The sequence below is a fragment of the Wolbachia endosymbiont (group A) of Norellia spinipes genome, assembly GCF_964273535.1.
Genome location: NZ_OZ187006.1, coordinates 88363 through 104879, shown reverse-complemented (window position 1 = coordinate 104879; position 16517 = coordinate 88363). Strand labels below are relative to the sequence as shown.

The following is a 16517-nucleotide window of genomic DNA, read 5'->3' as shown; positions in this document are numbered from 1 at the left end:
AATTAATCCTCTATTTTCTCTACTTGAGCCAGATCAAGCTCTATTATTGTCGGCTTACCTAAAATTGATACTTCCACATTAATAATTTTTTTCTCATCGTTTACCATATTTACCTTACCAGTAAAATTTTGAAAAAGACCATCATTAATTTTCACTTTTTCACCTTTTTCATAACCATAACCTAACTTCTTTTTCTCTTGAGCATTATAAAGTGCATTACACATTGAGTGAATCTCATCATCCAAAATCACCTTTGGAATATTACCATTTTTCAAAAATCCATAAACCTTAAGAGATTTTGGTATATTATTGATAAAATTCAATACTTCATCGCATAAATTCACGTATAAAAAGACATAACCAGGAAAGCATTTCCTTCGTGTAGCAATTTTCTTAGATTTCAACTCTACTTCACTTAGCTCTTCATATGGAATAAAAACTTCCTTAAAGTAACCATTAACACTCAATCTCATAGAATTTTCCAATATATGTTGGCGCACTTTCTCTTCACAATTGGAAGCAACTCTCAAGATATACCATTTATATCTATTAAATTCTTTACACTTTAAACTTATCTCATCATCTGAAATCATCTCAAAATCACCAGATTCGCCACTGCAGAATCCAGGCGTTTGATTCAAAATATTTTTGCTTTCATCACATAGATGCATATATACATACACTTCACATAACTCTTTTATATCAGACTTTGAATTACATACCGTTTGATAAGGAATAAACACTTCCTTAAAATAAACAGCATTACTTACCAATTCGCGTATATTTTGCTCATATCCATAATCAACTCTAATGATATACCATTTATATTCACATTCCATAAATAATTCCAAATAAAGCCTTAATTACGTAAAGAGACATAAAATCCACAAAACAGAAGAAAATCGAAAAGCATAATATAACAATCATCACAACAAATAGAGATGACAACACCTCCTGTTTCTTTACCCAAGCAATTCTTCGTATTTCTTGCTTTATATCATAGAAAAAAACACACAAACTTTTTAACATTTTCACCACAACATTAATGCAGGAGCGATAGGAATTGAACCTACAACCTCTGGTTTTGGAGACCAGCGCTCTACCAATTGAGCTACACTCCTATAACTCAAACTCTCACTCCAAAATTTCAGAAACAACACCAGAACCAACAGTTCTACCGCCTTCTCTTATCGCAAAACGCAATCCCTTATCCATTGCTATCGGTACTTGCAATTCTACTTCTACACTCACATTATCTCCTGGCATTACCATCTCCTTCCCATCTAGCAATTTTATGCTCCCAGTTACATCCGTTGTCCTTAAATAAAACTGTGGCTGGTAATTCGCAAAAAATGGTGTATGCCTTCCTCCTTCCTCTTTCTTTAATATATAAACCTCCGCCCTAAACTTTCTATGCGGCGTTATCGTCCCCGGTTTTGCTAATACTTGCCCTCTCTCCACTTCTTCTCTTTTTGTTCCTCTTAACAATATTCCTACATTGAGTCCTGCACTCCCCTTATCCAGCAACTTCTTAAACATTTCTACACCTGTGCATATCGTCTTTTGCGTCGCTTTCAGACCTATTATCTCTATCTCTTCTCCCGTCTTTATCTCTCCCTTCTCTATCCTTCCTGTTACCACCGTTCCTCGCCCCGATATCGAAAATACATCCTCGATTGGCAATAAAAATGGTAAATCCACAGGCCTTGGTGGAACTGCCACATACTCATCTAACTTTTCCATCAATTTATCTATTGATTTCTTTCCATATTCGCTACTGTCATCCTCCAGCGCTTTCAATGCAGACCCCACTACCACAGGCACTTCATCCCCTGGAAATCCGTATTTATTCAGCAATTCCCTCACTTCCATTTCTACCAAATCTATCATATCAGCATCAGCAACATCAGCTTTATTTATATACACCACGATATATCCAACACCTACCTGCTTCGCTAGCAATATATGCTCTCTCGTTTGTGGCATTGGCCCATCAACCCCCGACACTACCAATATCGCCGCATCCATCTGTGCTGCACCTACTATCATGTTCTTTACATAGTCAGCATGTCCAGGACAATCAACGTGTGCATAATGCCTTTTTTCCGTCTGATACTCAACATGCGCTGTTGCTATCGTTATCCCCCTTTTCCTTTCTTCTGGCGCCTTATCTATCTGATCGTACGCTACAAAATTTCCATAATGCTTTGTTATCGCCGCTGTTAACGTTGTCTTCCCATGATCCACATGTCCTATTGTTCCCACATTTACATGCGGCTTTCCAAATGCTTCCACTACTGCTGTCATAATTACTACCCTTAATTATACTTTAACTTTAACTCATCAACCACATATTGTGGTACTTGTTCATAATAAGAAAAATGCATACTATACTGAGCTCTTCCCTGAGATATAGAACGCAAAACATTTATATAACCAAACATATTCGCAAGAGGTACGAAAGCAAGAATTATAGTGCTACTATTATGCGTTTCCATACTTGAAACTTGCCCCCTTCTGCTATTTACATCGCCCATGATATCGCCCATATACTCTTCAGGCGTAATGATTTCAACTTTCATTATAGGTTCTAACATTTTTGGACCAGCTTTATTTGCCATCTCTTTAAAAGCACCTTTAGCAGCAAGTTCAAAAGCTAAAGGACTAGAATCAACTTCATGAAAAGCACCATCAATAAGGGTAGCCTTAAAATCAATAACCGGAAAACCAGAGATCATGCCTCCTTCTTTTATCAACTCTAAACCATTTTGTACACCAGGAATATATTCTTTTGGAATTGCACCACCTACAATTTTACTTTCAAATTGAAACCCAGAACCAGGCTCAAGAGGTTCAAATATAATCTTTACTTTTGCAAATTGGCCAGCACCGCCGGACTGTTTTTTATGAGTATAATCAATTTCAACAGATTTAGTGATAGTTTCACGATATGCAACTTGAGGCGCACCGACGTTAGCTTCAACGTTAAACTCGCGCTTCATTCTATCAACAATAATCTCAAGATGCAGCTCACCCATGCCTTTCAATATAGTCTGTCCACTCTCCGCATTTACTGACATTCTTAAAGAAGGATCTTCTGCAACCAATCTATTTAAAGCAACACCTAATTTTTCCTGATCTGAAGTAGTTTTAGGTTCCACAGCAATTTCAATAACAGGCTCAGGAAATTCCATACGCTCTAATAATATAGGAAAATCAGGTGAACATAAAGTGTCACCAGTAATTGTTCTCTTTAATCCAACTAAGGCAACTATATCGCCAACTTTAGCTTCGTTTATATCTTCTCTGTTATTTGCATGCATAAGCAGCATTCTGCCAATTCCTTCAGTCTCATTTTTTCCCGCATTTAACACAGCGGATTTGGATTTTAACTTACCGGAATAAATACGAATAAACGTCAAGCTGCCTACAAACTTATCCGTCATCACTTTAAACGCAAGAGCAACGAATTTCTCTTTTTCTGAAGGTTTGATCTCAATTTTCTTTTCTGAATCTTTAGGATCAGTTCCAACAATTACATCAACATCAATAGGAGAAGGTAAAAAGTCAACCACACCATCTAAAAGTGGTTGTACGCCTTTATTTTTAAAAGCTGATCCACATAATACAGGAACAAATTTTCCTTTGATGGTTCCATTTCTCACGCATTTTTTCAGTAAATCTACTGGCAGATCATTAGACTCAAAGTAAGTATTCATCGCTTCATCATCCATCTCAGCTGCAGCATCTAATAAAAGATTTCGATATTCTTGAGCCTTGTCAAGCAAATCAGAAGGAATATCTTCATAAGAAAATTTAGCACCCAACGTTTCTTCTTGCCATATAATGGCTTTCATAGAAATAAGGTCAATTATACCTTTGAAATCTTTCTCACTTCCTATTGGCAACTGAATGACTAAAGGTGCTGCACCAAGCTTCGTCTTTATCATATCAACACATCGATAAAAATTTGCCCCTATTCTATCCATCTTATTAACAAAGCAGATACGAGGAACGCTATATTTATCAGCTTGACGCCAAACTGTTTCAGATTGAGGTTCAACTCCAGCAACTCCATCAAATACAGCAACTGCACCATCCAAAACCCTTAAAGATCTCTCAACTTCAATAGTGAAATCAACGTGACCTGGAGTGTCTATTATATTGACCCTATGATCATTCCAAAAACATGTTGTTGCAGCAGATGTGATTGTAATACCACGCTCTTTTTCCTGCTCCATCCAATCCATAGAAGCTGCCCCATCGTGCACTTCACCAATTCTATTTTGCTTACCAGTATAAAATAAAATACGCTCTGTTGTGGTAGTCTTACCAGCATCTATGTGAGCCATTATTCCTATATTTCTGTATTTAGATATCCCAATTTCCATATCACAATTAATTAGCTAACATTAAAAACGAAGATGAGAAAATGCCTTATTAGCCTCAGCCATTTTATATTTTTCTTCGCACATCTTAAACGCACCACCGCGTTTATTATAAGCATCCAGTATTTCAGATTGCAAACAATCAACAGTGGTTTTTCCACTCTTTTTTCGAGCAGCAGAAGTTGCTTTAGCAATCCACCTTAACGCTAAAGAAATCGCTCTATCTTGTCGAACTTCAACAGGCACTTGATAAGTTGCACCACCAATGCGTCGAGAACGCACTTCTATAGAAGGAGTAACATTTCCTACCGCTGTTTCAAAAATTGATAACCCACCTTCGCCTATTTTCTTTTCAGCTAAAGACAAAGCGTCATAGATAATCTTTTCTGCAGTAGATTTTTTACCACATTTCATGATTGTATTAATGAAACGCATCAGCAAAACACTGCCATAACGCGAATCAGGACTTATTTCTCTTTTTTTTGCTTTATTCCGACGAGCCATAAATTTTAACCAGATTTCTTTACACCATATTTTGAACGAGCTTTCTTTCGATTTTGCACGCCACGCAGATCAAGGGCACCTCTTATTATGTGATAACGCACACCTGGCAAATCTTTAACCCGCCCACCACGTATCAAAACAACAGAATGCTCTTGTAAATTATGACCTTCACCAGGTATATAAGCTGTCACTTCACCATACCCACTAATTTTTACTCTGGCTACTTTACGGAGTGCTGAGTTAGGCTTCCTAGGAGTTGTAGTATACACCTTAGTGCAAACACCCCTCCTTTGAGGGTTGCTTTCTCCCAAAGCTGGTACCTTTTTCTTATGGGTCAATCCTAATCTACCCTTACGTATTAATTGATTTATCGTAGGCATATGTTATAAATTCAAGCTCATTAAAATAACTAAGTTTTTAGTTATAAAATAATAAACCTCAATAGTCAATATAAAAATAAACATTACTACTCTAATAATTAAGCTCAACTGCTTTGAAAGCCATCAGTAGACTTCTTGCACTACCTCCCAAGCCACAACTGTCATTCAGTAGAAACAAAAAACTTCCTTGACAAACTCCGCCAGCCCCCTTATTATGATAGTAAGGGTATTCATGACTCAAAACTTGTTTTTGACCTGCAGGCTCAATGACAAAATTCAGTAAAAAACTTAGGGTGTTTTTTGGCGGATTACATAAAATTATAGCGGCTGCATGTCTTTTTTATTTTTTCTACATTCAGCCAAATCGCGCTTATTTTAAGCGTTAGCACATTATTACAGCGCCAGTTTAAATTATTATAGGGTCAAAACTCGCACCACGGGAGTTCTTTGCCTTTTTTTTCTGCCTGGTAAATTTCTTAAATATTTATAACTAAACGACAACCGTCATCCCTGTAAAGGTCAAGTATCCCGCTACGTGTTAGCGGGATCTATGCTAAGAGATACCGCGGCGGTATGACGTAGGGGTTGCCAAGAACTTGTCATTCCAGTGCTTGACACTGGAATAGGTGTGTGTATTTGTGAAAAAAAATCTCCATGAAATTTGTGAAGCAATGTGGTGGGACTAGTGCGATTCGAACGCACGACCTTCGGATTAGGAGTCCAACGCTCTATCCTGCTGAGCTATAGTCCCGTGTTTCCTACCATTTATGTAAAGTTATAGCAAAAAATCCTTCTCTTTTCTAGATTTCTTGCATAACCAATTTATGACGACAAGAAACATTTCTGTACTTCTTGAGTATAATGCTATTATATTTAATAACATGGTTTAAGTAAGATTAATGCTAGTTAACAACATTGGTTATTTCTATAACAATCAAGACGACTTTGCTTTAAGCAATATAAACATTAAAGTAAAAAAAGGAAGTGTTGCATGTTTATTGGGGCATTCTGGCTGTGGCAAGTCAACAATTTTGAAATTAATTGCAGGGATAGAAAATCCAAAATCTGGAACTATTTTTATAAATGATAGGTTAGTTGCAAGCAGTAAGGCATCAGTCGCTATAGAGCATAGAAATATCGGATTGATTTTTCAGCATTCTGCATTATTTCCTCACAAAACAGTAGTAGAAAATATAACCTTTGCTATCCGCAGCTCTTCCAAGAGAGAAAAGCACCTAATTGCATTGGAAATCTTGAAGTTACTCAATATAGAAAAATATGAAAATATGTACCCTAACGCCTTATCTGGAGGACAGCAACAATTAGTTGCAATAGCAAGAGTGATGGCACAAAACCCTGATGTTGTGTTATTAGATGAACCATTTTCTAATTTGGATATACTGCTCAAGTGCCGAATAAGACAACATATATTGTCCCTTTTTAGAAGTAAAAATATCCCTGTGCTAATGGTAACTCATGACCCGCAAGAAGCATTGAAAGTTGCAGATTTTATCTACGTAATGAAAAATGGTAAAATTATTCAATCAGGAGTTTCTAGCGATATATACCATAGGCCTAAAGATGATACGCTAGCAAAGTTTTTTAGTGAGCTCTCCTCTACTCTATAGTTAAGCGAAAAGTTTCCACTTATTCGCTGCAAGAAAACAATCTAATTTGGAATTGTTATAAAATAATTAAAAAACCTTGATTTATAATTAAATAAAGGTGATATAATCTATGTGTTACTTGACTTCAGTCAAGTTTTAATATTTAAAGGTCAATATTTTAAATGGAGGTGAAAATGAGTTTAGGACCATGGCAATTGTTTCTAGTCTTAATAATAATTTTAGTTCTGTTTGGTGCAGGCAGATTACCGCAAGTTATGGGTGATTTAGGAAAAGGCATCAAAAACCTTAAACAGGAGCTTAAGGACTCAGAAAAATTATCGTCTAATGAACCAGATCGTTAGCGTCCTCATACTTCGTGACACGCACTAAGGTACGTGTTACTCACTTAAAGCATCAATTATTTTTCAATCTTTCCGCTTAAGCTGTTGCGTCTGCTTCACCTTCCTCTGAATTCATAATTTTTCTAATATTGTTAAAATGCTTTATAGAAATTTTCGCGGTCACTTTATATAGCATACAAACAAGTCTTGTAGTGAAAATTTAAAAATACAATCATTATTATTAATAAATTTTTATACATACTATACTGATAATGTAAGAGTAAATTTATTTAAATAGTGAGGTACGAAAATGAGTAAAAATAACAATCAACAATACAAAAACTATTCTGAAGATTATAATGGTAAAATAGGTATTAACACTAATGGACAAAAGTTTCAATTAATCAAAAATAACTCAAATCCTGTATACAATTATGAAGTTCGTGATATGGATGGGAATCATATATATAACATTAGAAAACAATGTATACCAAAATTCTTTAATAAGATATATAAGCCTTCAGAGTCAAAGATCTTTGACAAAGCACCAGAAACTATAGAGGAAGTATTACCAAAAGTATTTTCATTCCAAGATGAAGGTATAAAATATAATATAAGGTATGATGACATGTCATCACAAGAGAAGTTCCAAATTCAAAAGGACATTCATGCTGCTTATGAAAATTTTAAAAAATTGTTTGATGTAAACAAACCTGAAACAACTTTAAATTTAGAAGTTAATGTTTTTAACAACAAGAATGATTACCAGAAATATAATGAATTAGCTGGCATTGACGCAGATAATGCTTATGGTGCAACTGATGGTAAAGCGATAGTAGTATACAAATTTGCCGGTATGGACTTTGTTTTAGGTCATGAGCTGGGCCATGTGTTCCAAAATGAGCTATTAACAAGTATGAAGAATTCATTAGACCCTGAATTAGTTGGAAATTTAATTGGGAGTCAAGTAGAAAAAGAAAACAAAAAAGATATAGATAGTGGAGAGATAAAAGAATATCAAACTGAAGAATATGAAAATCCAGCTCATAACAAGGCATTAGAGCTTAGAGAAAGCAATGAAGATGATAAAAAAACAAATATAGTGGAGGAAGAGGAAACAGAAGGAGATACACTATATAATAACAAAGAACTCTATAGAGAAAAAAGAGAAGTGCAAAAAGAAACCGCTAAGCTAGATGATAACACAGAAGAAAGTCAATCTACACAAACGAGTGAACCTGGTGTATTTTCATCTATTGCATCTATTTTTAGAAGTTTTATATCATGGATATGGGGCACAGAAGAAGAAAGTGAATCTATCGAATTATCACAGAGTTCATTGTATTCTGATCCATTAAGTGACGAAAGTCATTATTCACAGTCAGATACTAATGATATACTATAACTTTTTTTTATAGGTAGTTTAACCCTTGCGTGTAACCCAAAAAACACGCAAGGGAAAACTGTATTGCATTGATGCTGTAACAAACAACTTCATTTGCACCAACTGCAAGTATAATGACAAAATTACGATTGTACTTTAACTCTAACAATTAACAATAATAAATGTATATTGAAATACAGCAATAATTACGTTAGTTTAAAAGGAATAGTTTGATTAAAGGATAATTGTGCAAAAAAGTGAGAAACTAACTAAAGATAAAAAACTAGCTTCTGATATTCTAAAAGAGGTTGCAGATACCAATAACAATGATAGCGATAAAGTAACTTTGTTTGACATTAAAACAGCTTTGCATGAGCACGGTTTTGGTATTTTAATAATCATCTTCTCCTTGCCGCTATCGGTGCCTATACCGGTTCCACCTGGTTATACAACTATTCTTTCTATACCTTTAATCTTATTCTCACTGCAGCTTCTATTTGGATTTGATTCTCCTTGGATGCCCAGTTGGCTAGAAAGAAGGTCTTTTCAGCGTTCAACACTAGCTCTTGTGGTAGAGAAAACTTCCCCTGTATTAGAAAAAATAGAAAAATTCATGAAGCCAAGACTATCTTTCATTTTCTATGGGCCTGGTGAGAAGATTCTGGCTTTTATGATGTTGCTTTGTGCAATAATAATAGCTCTTCCATTACCTTTTACTCACTTCCTTCCTGCAATTGGCACAACTCTTATTTCACTTGGTATTATGAGTAAAGACGGGTTTCTATCCATATTGGGAGTTTTAGTGTCATTGTGTGCGTTGTTGCTTACTCTTGTTGTAATAGTCAAAGGACCACAACTTATAACCGGAGCACTTTCTCTTCTTAAAAGCTTTACAACACTTTAACAAAAGAATGAAGTACTAGCGCGAAATGAATATGCATATTGAAATAAAACAATAATTGTGTTAAGAATTACTTTTATCAAGGGTTTTTCGTGTCACAAAATGATAAGTTGACTAAAAGTGATAAACTAGCTTCTGATATTCTAAAAGAGGTTGCAGATACCAATAACAATGATAGCAATAAAGTAACTTTGTTCGATATTAAAACAGCTTTGCATGAGCGCGGTTTTGGTATTTTAATAATCATCTTCTCCTTGCCACTATCGGTGCCTATACCGGTTCCACCTGGTTATACAACTATTCTTTCTATACCTTTAATCTTATTCTCACTGCAGCTTCTATTTGGATTTGATTCTCCTTGGATGCCCAGTTGGCTAGAAAGAAGATCTTTTCAACGTTCAACACTAGCTCTTGTGGTGGAGAAAACTTCTCCAGCATTAAGAAAAATAGAAAAATTCATGAAGCCAAGAATGTCTTTTATTTTCTATGGGCCTGGCGAAAAAATTTTAGCTTTTGTAATGTTGCTTTGTGCATTATCAATAGCTCTTCCATTACCTCTTACCAACTTTATTCCTGCAATTGGTACGACTCTTATTTCACTTGGTATTATGAGTAAAGATGGGTTTCTATCCATATTGGGAGTTTTAATATCATTGTGCGGACTATTGCTTACTCTTGTTGTAGTAGTCAAAGGGCCACAACTTATCATTGGGGCATTTTCTTTTCTCAAAAGCTTCGTATATGGTTAGGCTTTACAACACCTTAACAAAAAAAAAGGAACTTTTTACACCAATCGATAAAGATCATGTGAAAATGTATGTTTGCGGACCAACAGTATATGACACAGCACATATAGGCAATGCACGGTCTGTTGTTGTGTATGATGTGTTATTTCAGCTACTTAAGTTTTGTTATGGCAAAGTTACCTATGTGCGTAACATAACCGACATTGATGATAAGATAATCAATGCAGCAAGTGAGAAAAATAGCAACATAGAAAGTATAACCACATATTACATTAAAGCTTTTCATGATGATATGGAAAGCATAAATTGTAAAGAGCCAACACACGAACCAAAAGCAACGGAAAACGTAGATTATATTATAGAATTAATTGAACATTTACTGCAATCAGGCCACGCTTACGAGTCTGACAAACACGTGTATTTTAATATAGAATCTTACCATGAATATGGTGCTTTATCAGGAAAAAAAACTGATGAATTGGTTCCAGGTAGCAGAGTTGAAGTTAATGAAAATAAAAAGCACCCTGGAGATTTTGTACTGTGGAAGCCTGCAAGTGATATTGACTACAAACTTTCAAGTTATTGGAATAGCCCATGGGGAGAGGGCAGGCCTGGATGGCATATAGAATGCTCAGCAATGTCATATGCTTATCTTGGCAAAGATTTTGATATTCATGGTGGCGGCATAGATTTACAATTTCCTCACCATGAAAATGAAATTGCACAGAGTAAGTCTGCATTTGCTGGATCAATGTTTGCAAAATACTGGATACATAACGGCTTTCTTACAGTAAGTGAAGAAAAAATGAGCAAGTCCTTATTTAATATAGTCAAAGTAAGAGATTTGCTAGATAGTGGAATAAAGGGTGAAGTAATACGCTATGCACTGCTCAAAACTCACTACAGAAAACCACTTGATTGGACAGAAAACGTTATTTCTGATGCACAGGAAACCTTAAATAAATTTTATCGGTTATTACGTGGCTTAGATACAACGAATATTGATGAAAGTAACGCAGAGATTTCTAAAGATTTTATAGACGCTTTAAAAAACGACTTAAACATTCCTGAAGCTCTAGCTATACTGCATGAAATGGCTGCAAAAATTAACAAAATGAGTAATGAAAGTGAAAAGCTTAAATTAACTGAGAGTTTTGTTAAGAGTGCCAGATTTATTGGTCTTCTTGAGTCAAGTTATCAAGAGTGGTTTGCTGTGGATGTAAATCATCAAGAAATAGAAAGGTTGATAGACTTAAGAAAAATTGCAAAAAAAAATAAAAATTACGATACTGCAGACAAAATAAGGGATCAGTTGAAACAAATGGGGGTTACAATTTCTGACAATGAAGATGGTACAACAACTTGGTAAACTTATATGGAAGATTACTTTCTGCTGTTTAAAGATAGCCTATTATCATCGTTAATCTTGCCTATACACCAAGGCTTTATGTTTGAAGCTATGCTGTACTTTAGATCACATCACAATCTACTACTTATGTTATTTTTTGGAGTACTAGGATCAAGCCTTGGTGAAATAGTTAACTGGTATTTAGGTAGAATAACAATCTTAATGCGAGAATCATACCACAAATTAGAAAACGAATATACAATGCCAAAAGTTACAAAAAATTTGCTAATTTTTGCAACTTTATTACTTTCATGGGTGCCAGCACTTGGAAGTGTGATTCAAATTTTATCAGGTTATTTCAAGTTAAACCTTTATATCCTTGCCCCTTTAATCATTCTATCTAATTTCTTCTATTTGTTATATCTAATACTTACTTTTGGAGTATAACAGCTATAGTACTACAGCTATTAAAGCCCACTTCTGTCATCCTATGCCCTGATAGAAGCGGAGCTATAAATTAAATGCAAAATTTCTAGTAGTCATAGGATGCACCATGAGCTAAAAGCAATTCCACAAGCTCTTGGTGGTCATCAGCGGCATAACCTAATACTTTCATTCCCCAATTATTTCTAGCATTAACATTTGCATTGTGTTTTAGTAATACCATAGCTATATCAACTTTTCCCATCAGAACAGCATGATGTAGTGGTGTTTTGCCATCTTTATCCTTAGCGTTGACATTGGCACCTTTTTCGATAATGTACTTCACCACCTCCAAGTTTTTTCCTATAATAGCATAGTGTAACACTGTTGCTCCCTCATCATTTTCAGCATTAATATCTGCATTGTGTTCTAGTAGCACTTTAGCTATATTAACTTTTTCTCTGATAGCAGCAAGATGTAATGGAGTATTGCCAGCTTTGTTCTTGATGTTAGCGTTAGCACCTTTGTCCGCAAGATATTCCACTACCTCCAACTTTCCACAAAAAGCTGCCATATATAATGGAGTATTACCAATACTATTCCTAGCGTTAATGTCAGCACCTTTGTTAACGAAGTACTTAACTATATCCAAGTTACCATTCTCAGCAGCAACGTGTAATAGAGTCATACCATCTTTATCCTCAGCACTTAAATAAGCTCCTCTTTTAACGAGATATTCCACTACTTCCAAGTTTCCACCTTTAGCAGCCATATGTAATGAAGTCCCACTGTAAAATATTCCTTTAGCCTCAGCATTAATATCTGCACCTCTTACAACAAGATATTCCACTATCTCCAAATTTCCATACAAAGCAGCCATATGTAATGGCGTACTACCACATCCATCTTTAACGTTCACATCAATACCTTTCTCAATGAAGTATAGCTCTTCTCATAATAGTCAGAATAAAAAAGCAGAATCAACAGCTTGACGGAAAGACTTAAAAATAGGGATATTTTTTCTAGCTCTATTCTTTATAGCAAACCAATTATGCTCAATTTCGTTAAAGTCTGGAGAATATGGAGGAAGATAAAGAATTTCAGCACCAACTCCTCTAGCAAGATTATCTATTTTTTTAGATTTATGGAATGTAGCGTTATCAAGAATTACAGTTTGGCCAGACCTTAAAATTGGAGTTAAAAACTGCTCAAACCAAGCCTCGAAAACATCCTTATTGCAGTATCCTTCAAAGGTCAATGGAGCAATGATCTTCCTTTTATTTAGAGCTGCAATCATACTGACACGCTGAGTTTTTTTACCTGATTTTAATGAATGAAACCTCTCTCCTTTTCTGCAATATCCGTATGGGTAGTCTTCTGTATTATCTATTCCAGATTCATCAATATATACAAGATTTTCATGACGTTTTGTTGCTATAACCTTTAAAAATTGAGCTCGCTTTCCTTCATTTCTTTCTTTATATCCGTAGGTCTTTTTTTCTTGTAAATCCAATATTTTTAAGTGCGCGGTGAATCGTTTGTCGACTGATATTACCCCAGAGTTTAGCCATCTCTGACTGAGTTTTGCCACCATGGTTTTTTGCAAATTTGGTAAAAACATTCCAGTCAGTAATTTTATGGTTATATCCTACGCTTCCAGGCTTTTTTGACTGAAAATCTCCCGTTTCCTTACGCCTTTTCTGCCACTCATATAGAGTCGTTTTTCCAATTTTAAATCTCTCTGCAACAGTTGCTCTACTTTCTCCTTCATCCAATGCCTCCATTGCTTTTTTCCTTAAATCGTAACTATACGCTGCTGGCATACAAACCCCACTACCATAAATCCATATCTTAACTTGTTTGGATTATTATGAGAAGAGCTATACTTTACTGCTTCTAAGTTTTCATACTCAGCAGCCACGTGTAATGGAATTAAACCGTCTTTATCTTTAGCGTTGATATCTGCGTTTTTTTCAACAAGATATTCTATTACATTCAAGTTTCCACCATAAACAGCTGAATGTAATGGGGTAATATTATACTTATTCTTAGCATTAAGAACACAACTAAATCTATCTGAATGTTTTTCTTTTATATGCGTTAGTATTCCTTGAATTGCTTCACAGTCACTATTTTCAGCTAGTAAATTTAATATAGTACTTTTGTGCTCACAATAAATAGAACTAAAATAAAAATCATCAATCAACCTACTGTGCTTACTTGCATGTCCCCAAATAGATGCAACATGAATAAAATTATCTATTACTAAATCACTGCCGTTTATCAATTCCAGAACTTTTCTTAAGGTATCTTCTCCTAAGAAACTCACTCAACTAACTCTTCTTGTTGAACTAATATGTAGCCAAATTCGCTCGCTTTTTTGATCAAATTTTTTACAGTTCTATCTTTATAGCGTGTTTCATAGTATTCCATTCCTTTTTCTACATATTCCTGTCCGTATTTGAGCATACTATAAAATATGCATGCCATTTTTCTTGCAGTAGCTGTTATTGCTTTTGGTGCTCCTAGTCGTTTTTTCAATCTTCTGTAGTATGCACCCAACGCACTTTTACTATTTCCTACAGAATGAGCAGCTATTCGCAAAGCATTCGCAGCACGGTTAATGACTTTACGTGTTCTTGTGTTAAACACTTTTTCCCCTGTAACTTTATTAGCAGGACTGAGTCCCAACCACGACGAAAAGTGCTTTTCTGTTGGCCATTTACTATGGTTTATACCAACTTCTGAAATTATGGTTTGTATACTTAATACATCAAATCCAGGAATTTTAGTGAAATCCATACCAGTTATTCGGTGCAGTTCCTCATACAAAGCAAAGCTTGGCTTACTTTTGCTATTTTTATTCTTTTGCTTACTTAGCTGTTTGCTTTCACAAGACTTTGTTTCAAACGTTTTATAATAGGCTTCAATATTTCTATCACATTCTGCTATTTTTTCTTGATAAATATTATATAATTCAAATTCTTGCTTTAGCGTGAATAAGTGTTCCTCTCTATAGTCACCAGCTAACGCTTTTGCAATAGTAGACTGATCATTTTTCATTCGCACGTCCCTGAATTCTGCTAATTTTTCAGAATCTCTTTCGCCTTCAATTATAGCTTCAATGATTTTCATACCAGTTATCCCAGTAATATGACTAATAACCTTGTATAATTGTATATTCATTTGAATTAATGCCTTCTGCATACGCAGAATATGTGTAGATGCACTTTCAGTGAGATTTTTGCGTTGCCGCACGTAACTGCGCAATACACACATCTGATTATCTGGCCTAAACGATCCATGAAGCAGTCCGTAGCTATGCAGTTGTTGGAGCCATTGGCAATCTTGAACGTCAGACTTCCTACCAGGTACATTCTTTACATGCCGTGCATTTTACCTCGAATTTGTATGACTCAAGTATTTGAAATAAAGGAATCCAGTATACTCCTGTTGATTCCATAGCTACTGTTGTAACTTTACACTTTTTCAACCACTGTGCTAAGTTATGAAGGTCTTCAGTAAAGCAGCCAAATTTCTGAACGCGTTGTTCATCTCTTCCTTCAGGTACACACACATAGTGTACAGCTGAACCAATGTCTATTCCTGCTGCATTAGATTTCTAATTTACTTTTTGCTTTTTTCATGGTAACTCCTACATATAATTTGTAATAGGGAAACGCTTCAGCTTGGAACGGTTGATAGTACAATCTCCTAACCGAGGTAGTCTAAATGACTCCATCAATGATTTGACCGTTCCTTCCAAAACCATGCTTGCATACGGGCACTTAGGCACCATTGAAAATGTCGGTCATAACTGCAGAGGCGCTCCCTGTACAACTATACTTGAAAACTACTAAAAACTTAAATTTGTGTGTTTCTTTCTGATTTGACAGATTTCGTCTGTTCGATGCTTGTATCTTTTGCTTTTATGTACTAGCCTTTACTTGGAGCAGGGTAGACCACTTCCTTACCTCACTTCTTTTTTATAGCTGATCTAACTGCTCAAACATGGAAACCATTTTACCTTTATATAGTAACTTAAGAAGCACGCTAAGAAAGTGGCTATATTGGTAGGAGGAAATCTCCTTTTTGGCTCCTCTATGCTGCAACGATTTTTACTAATATCCCCGGACGGTGGCACATCGGCAAAGGGTTGGATTGGGTATGAAGGTCAGTTCCTCTATCAAATCTTCTTGGCTCTTGTTTTGCATACAATGGCTGACCAAACCGTTTCATTAAAGTCCGCTGGCGCAAAGTAAGTAGTAAATGTGCTTGCTGTTCCTAGTGGAAAACAATGTCCTGTATCTTTTTCTATAAACCTTCTCACAATTCCTTCAGGATCGGTTGCTTGTCCTCTGTACTCCTCAAATGTTATTCCACAGAACGTAAATCCTGATCGTTCGGTAGAAGTCATAGTCCTATCCCCCTTGATTGAGTTTTACTTCTATAACTCCCCCGCAAGAACCTTACTATTACCCATAAATCTAAAAAT

Annotated in this window: 16 protein-coding genes, 2 tRNA genes and 2 pseudogenes; 7 read left to right on the top strand and 13 right to left on the bottom strand. The window is 35.4% G+C overall.

Features of this window, described 5'->3' with window-relative positions; genetic code table 11:
* Positions 1-2 precede the first annotated feature (2 nt).
* From nusG to ACFZP3_RS00510, 8 genes are all read right to left on the bottom strand, one after another.
* Positions 3-839: a transcription termination/antitermination protein NusG gene (gene nusG, locus ACFZP3_RS00545; RefSeq protein WP_386086568.1), complete on the bottom strand. Its 837-nt coding sequence runs from the start codon at positions 837-839 to the stop codon at positions 3-5.
* The gene (gene secE, locus ACFZP3_RS00540; RefSeq protein WP_064125120.1) at positions 829-1038 is read right to left on the bottom strand and encodes a preprotein translocase subunit SecE; all 210 of its coding nucleotides are present in this window, start codon (positions 1036-1038) and stop codon (positions 829-831) included. The genes nusG and secE overlap by 11 nt, the downstream gene beginning before the upstream one ends.
* A gap of 10 nt (positions 1039-1048) precedes the next feature.
* Positions 1049-1121: transfer RNA gene (locus ACFZP3_RS00535), tRNA-Trp, on the bottom strand.
* A gap of 13 nt (positions 1122-1134) precedes the next feature.
* Entirely contained in the window at positions 1135-2307 is a 1173-nt protein-coding gene (gene tuf / locus ACFZP3_RS00530) for an elongation factor Tu (protein ID WP_264329094.1), read from the bottom strand.
* Between the two features lie 11 nt (positions 2308-2318).
* Positions 2319-4391: an elongation factor G gene (fusA, locus tag ACFZP3_RS00525; protein ID WP_253307295.1), complete on the bottom strand. Its 2073-nt coding sequence runs from the start codon at positions 4389-4391 to the stop codon at positions 2319-2321.
* A 21-nt stretch (positions 4392-4412) separates the two neighbouring features.
* Positions 4413-4892, bottom strand: coding sequence for a 30S ribosomal protein S7 (gene rpsG, locus ACFZP3_RS00520; protein WP_253307294.1), 480 nt, complete (start codon positions 4890-4892; stop codon positions 4413-4415).
* Positions 4893-4897: 5 nt separating this feature from the next.
* Entirely contained in the window at positions 4898-5272 is a 375-nt protein-coding gene (rpsL, locus tag ACFZP3_RS00515; protein ID WP_006279787.1) for a 30S ribosomal protein S12, read from the bottom strand.
* 674 nt (positions 5273-5946) lie between these two features.
* Positions 5947-6023: transfer RNA gene (locus ACFZP3_RS00510), tRNA-Arg, on the bottom strand.
* A gap of 148 nt (positions 6024-6171) precedes the next feature.
* On the opposite strand from ACFZP3_RS00510, the gene ACFZP3_RS00505 reads away from it, so the two are divergent.
* The 7 genes from ACFZP3_RS00505 (at position 6172) to ACFZP3_RS00475 (ending at position 12046) form a co-directional block, all read left to right on the top strand.
* Positions 6172-6900 (top strand): ABC transporter ATP-binding protein, encoded by a 729-nt coding sequence (locus tag ACFZP3_RS00505; RefSeq protein ID WP_386086563.1) that lies wholly within the window; start codon positions 6172-6174, stop codon positions 6898-6900.
* A 173-nt stretch (positions 6901-7073) separates the two neighbouring features.
* Positions 7074-7241, top strand: coding sequence for a twin-arginine translocase TatA/TatE family subunit (locus ACFZP3_RS00500; RefSeq protein WP_006013840.1), 168 nt, complete (start codon positions 7074-7076; stop codon positions 7239-7241).
* 289 nt (positions 7242-7530) lie between these two features.
* Entirely contained in the window at positions 7531-8625 is a 1095-nt protein-coding gene (locus tag ACFZP3_RS00495) for a hypothetical protein (protein ID WP_386086558.1), read from the top strand.
* Positions 8626-8851: 226 nt separating this feature from the next.
* Positions 8852-9508 carry an exopolysaccharide biosynthesis protein gene (locus ACFZP3_RS00490; protein WP_386086556.1) on the top strand — a complete coding sequence of 219 codons (657 nt, stop codon included), beginning with the start codon at positions 8852-8854 and terminating at the stop codon, positions 9506-9508.
* 89 nt (positions 9509-9597) lie between these two features.
* Positions 9598-10254, top strand: coding sequence for an exopolysaccharide biosynthesis protein (locus ACFZP3_RS00485; RefSeq protein ID WP_386086554.1), 657 nt, complete (start codon positions 9598-9600; stop codon positions 10252-10254).
* Positions 10247-11620 (top strand): cysteine--tRNA ligase, encoded by a 1374-nt coding sequence (gene cysS, locus ACFZP3_RS00480; RefSeq protein ID WP_253309411.1) that lies wholly within the window; start codon positions 10247-10249, stop codon positions 11618-11620. Before ACFZP3_RS00485 ends, cysS begins: the two co-directional genes overlap by 8 nt.
* A 6-nt stretch (positions 11621-11626) precedes the next feature.
* Entirely contained in the window at positions 11627-12046 is a 420-nt protein-coding gene (locus ACFZP3_RS00475) for a DedA family protein (RefSeq protein ID WP_386086552.1), read from the top strand.
* Positions 12047-12131: 85 nt separating this feature from the next.
* Here ACFZP3_RS00475 and ACFZP3_RS00470 read toward each other — a convergent pair whose 3' ends face one another.
* The 5 genes and pseudogenes from ACFZP3_RS00470 to ACFZP3_RS00450 form a co-directional block, all read right to left on the bottom strand.
* Positions 12132-12959 carry an ankyrin repeat domain-containing protein gene (locus tag ACFZP3_RS00470; RefSeq protein WP_386087091.1) on the bottom strand — a complete coding sequence of 276 codons (828 nt, stop codon included), beginning with the start codon at positions 12957-12959 and terminating at the stop codon, positions 12132-12134.
* A 24-nt stretch (positions 12960-12983) separates the two neighbouring features.
* A protein-coding gene (locus ACFZP3_RS00465; protein WP_386086489.1) for an IS630 family transposase occupies positions 12984-13845 on the bottom strand; the annotation gives its coding sequence in 2 pieces (ribosomal slippage) (positions 12984-13521 and positions 13520-13845; 864 coding nt in all).
* Complete coding sequence (locus ACFZP3_RS00460) at positions 13818-14351, bottom strand: ankyrin repeat domain-containing protein (protein WP_386086549.1); 534 nt, start codon at positions 14349-14351, stop codon at positions 13818-13820. Before ACFZP3_RS00460 ends, ACFZP3_RS00465 begins: the two co-directional genes overlap by 28 nt.
* Positions 14348-15669 (bottom strand): annotated as a pseudogene (locus ACFZP3_RS00455) (IS110 family transposase). Before ACFZP3_RS00455 ends, ACFZP3_RS00460 begins: the two are co-directional and overlap by 4 nt.
* Before the next feature lie 454 nt (positions 15670-16123).
* Positions 16124-16424 (bottom strand): annotated as a pseudogene (locus ACFZP3_RS00450) (major capsid protein); the annotation flags it as partial.
* Positions 16425-16517 lie beyond the last annotated feature (93 nt).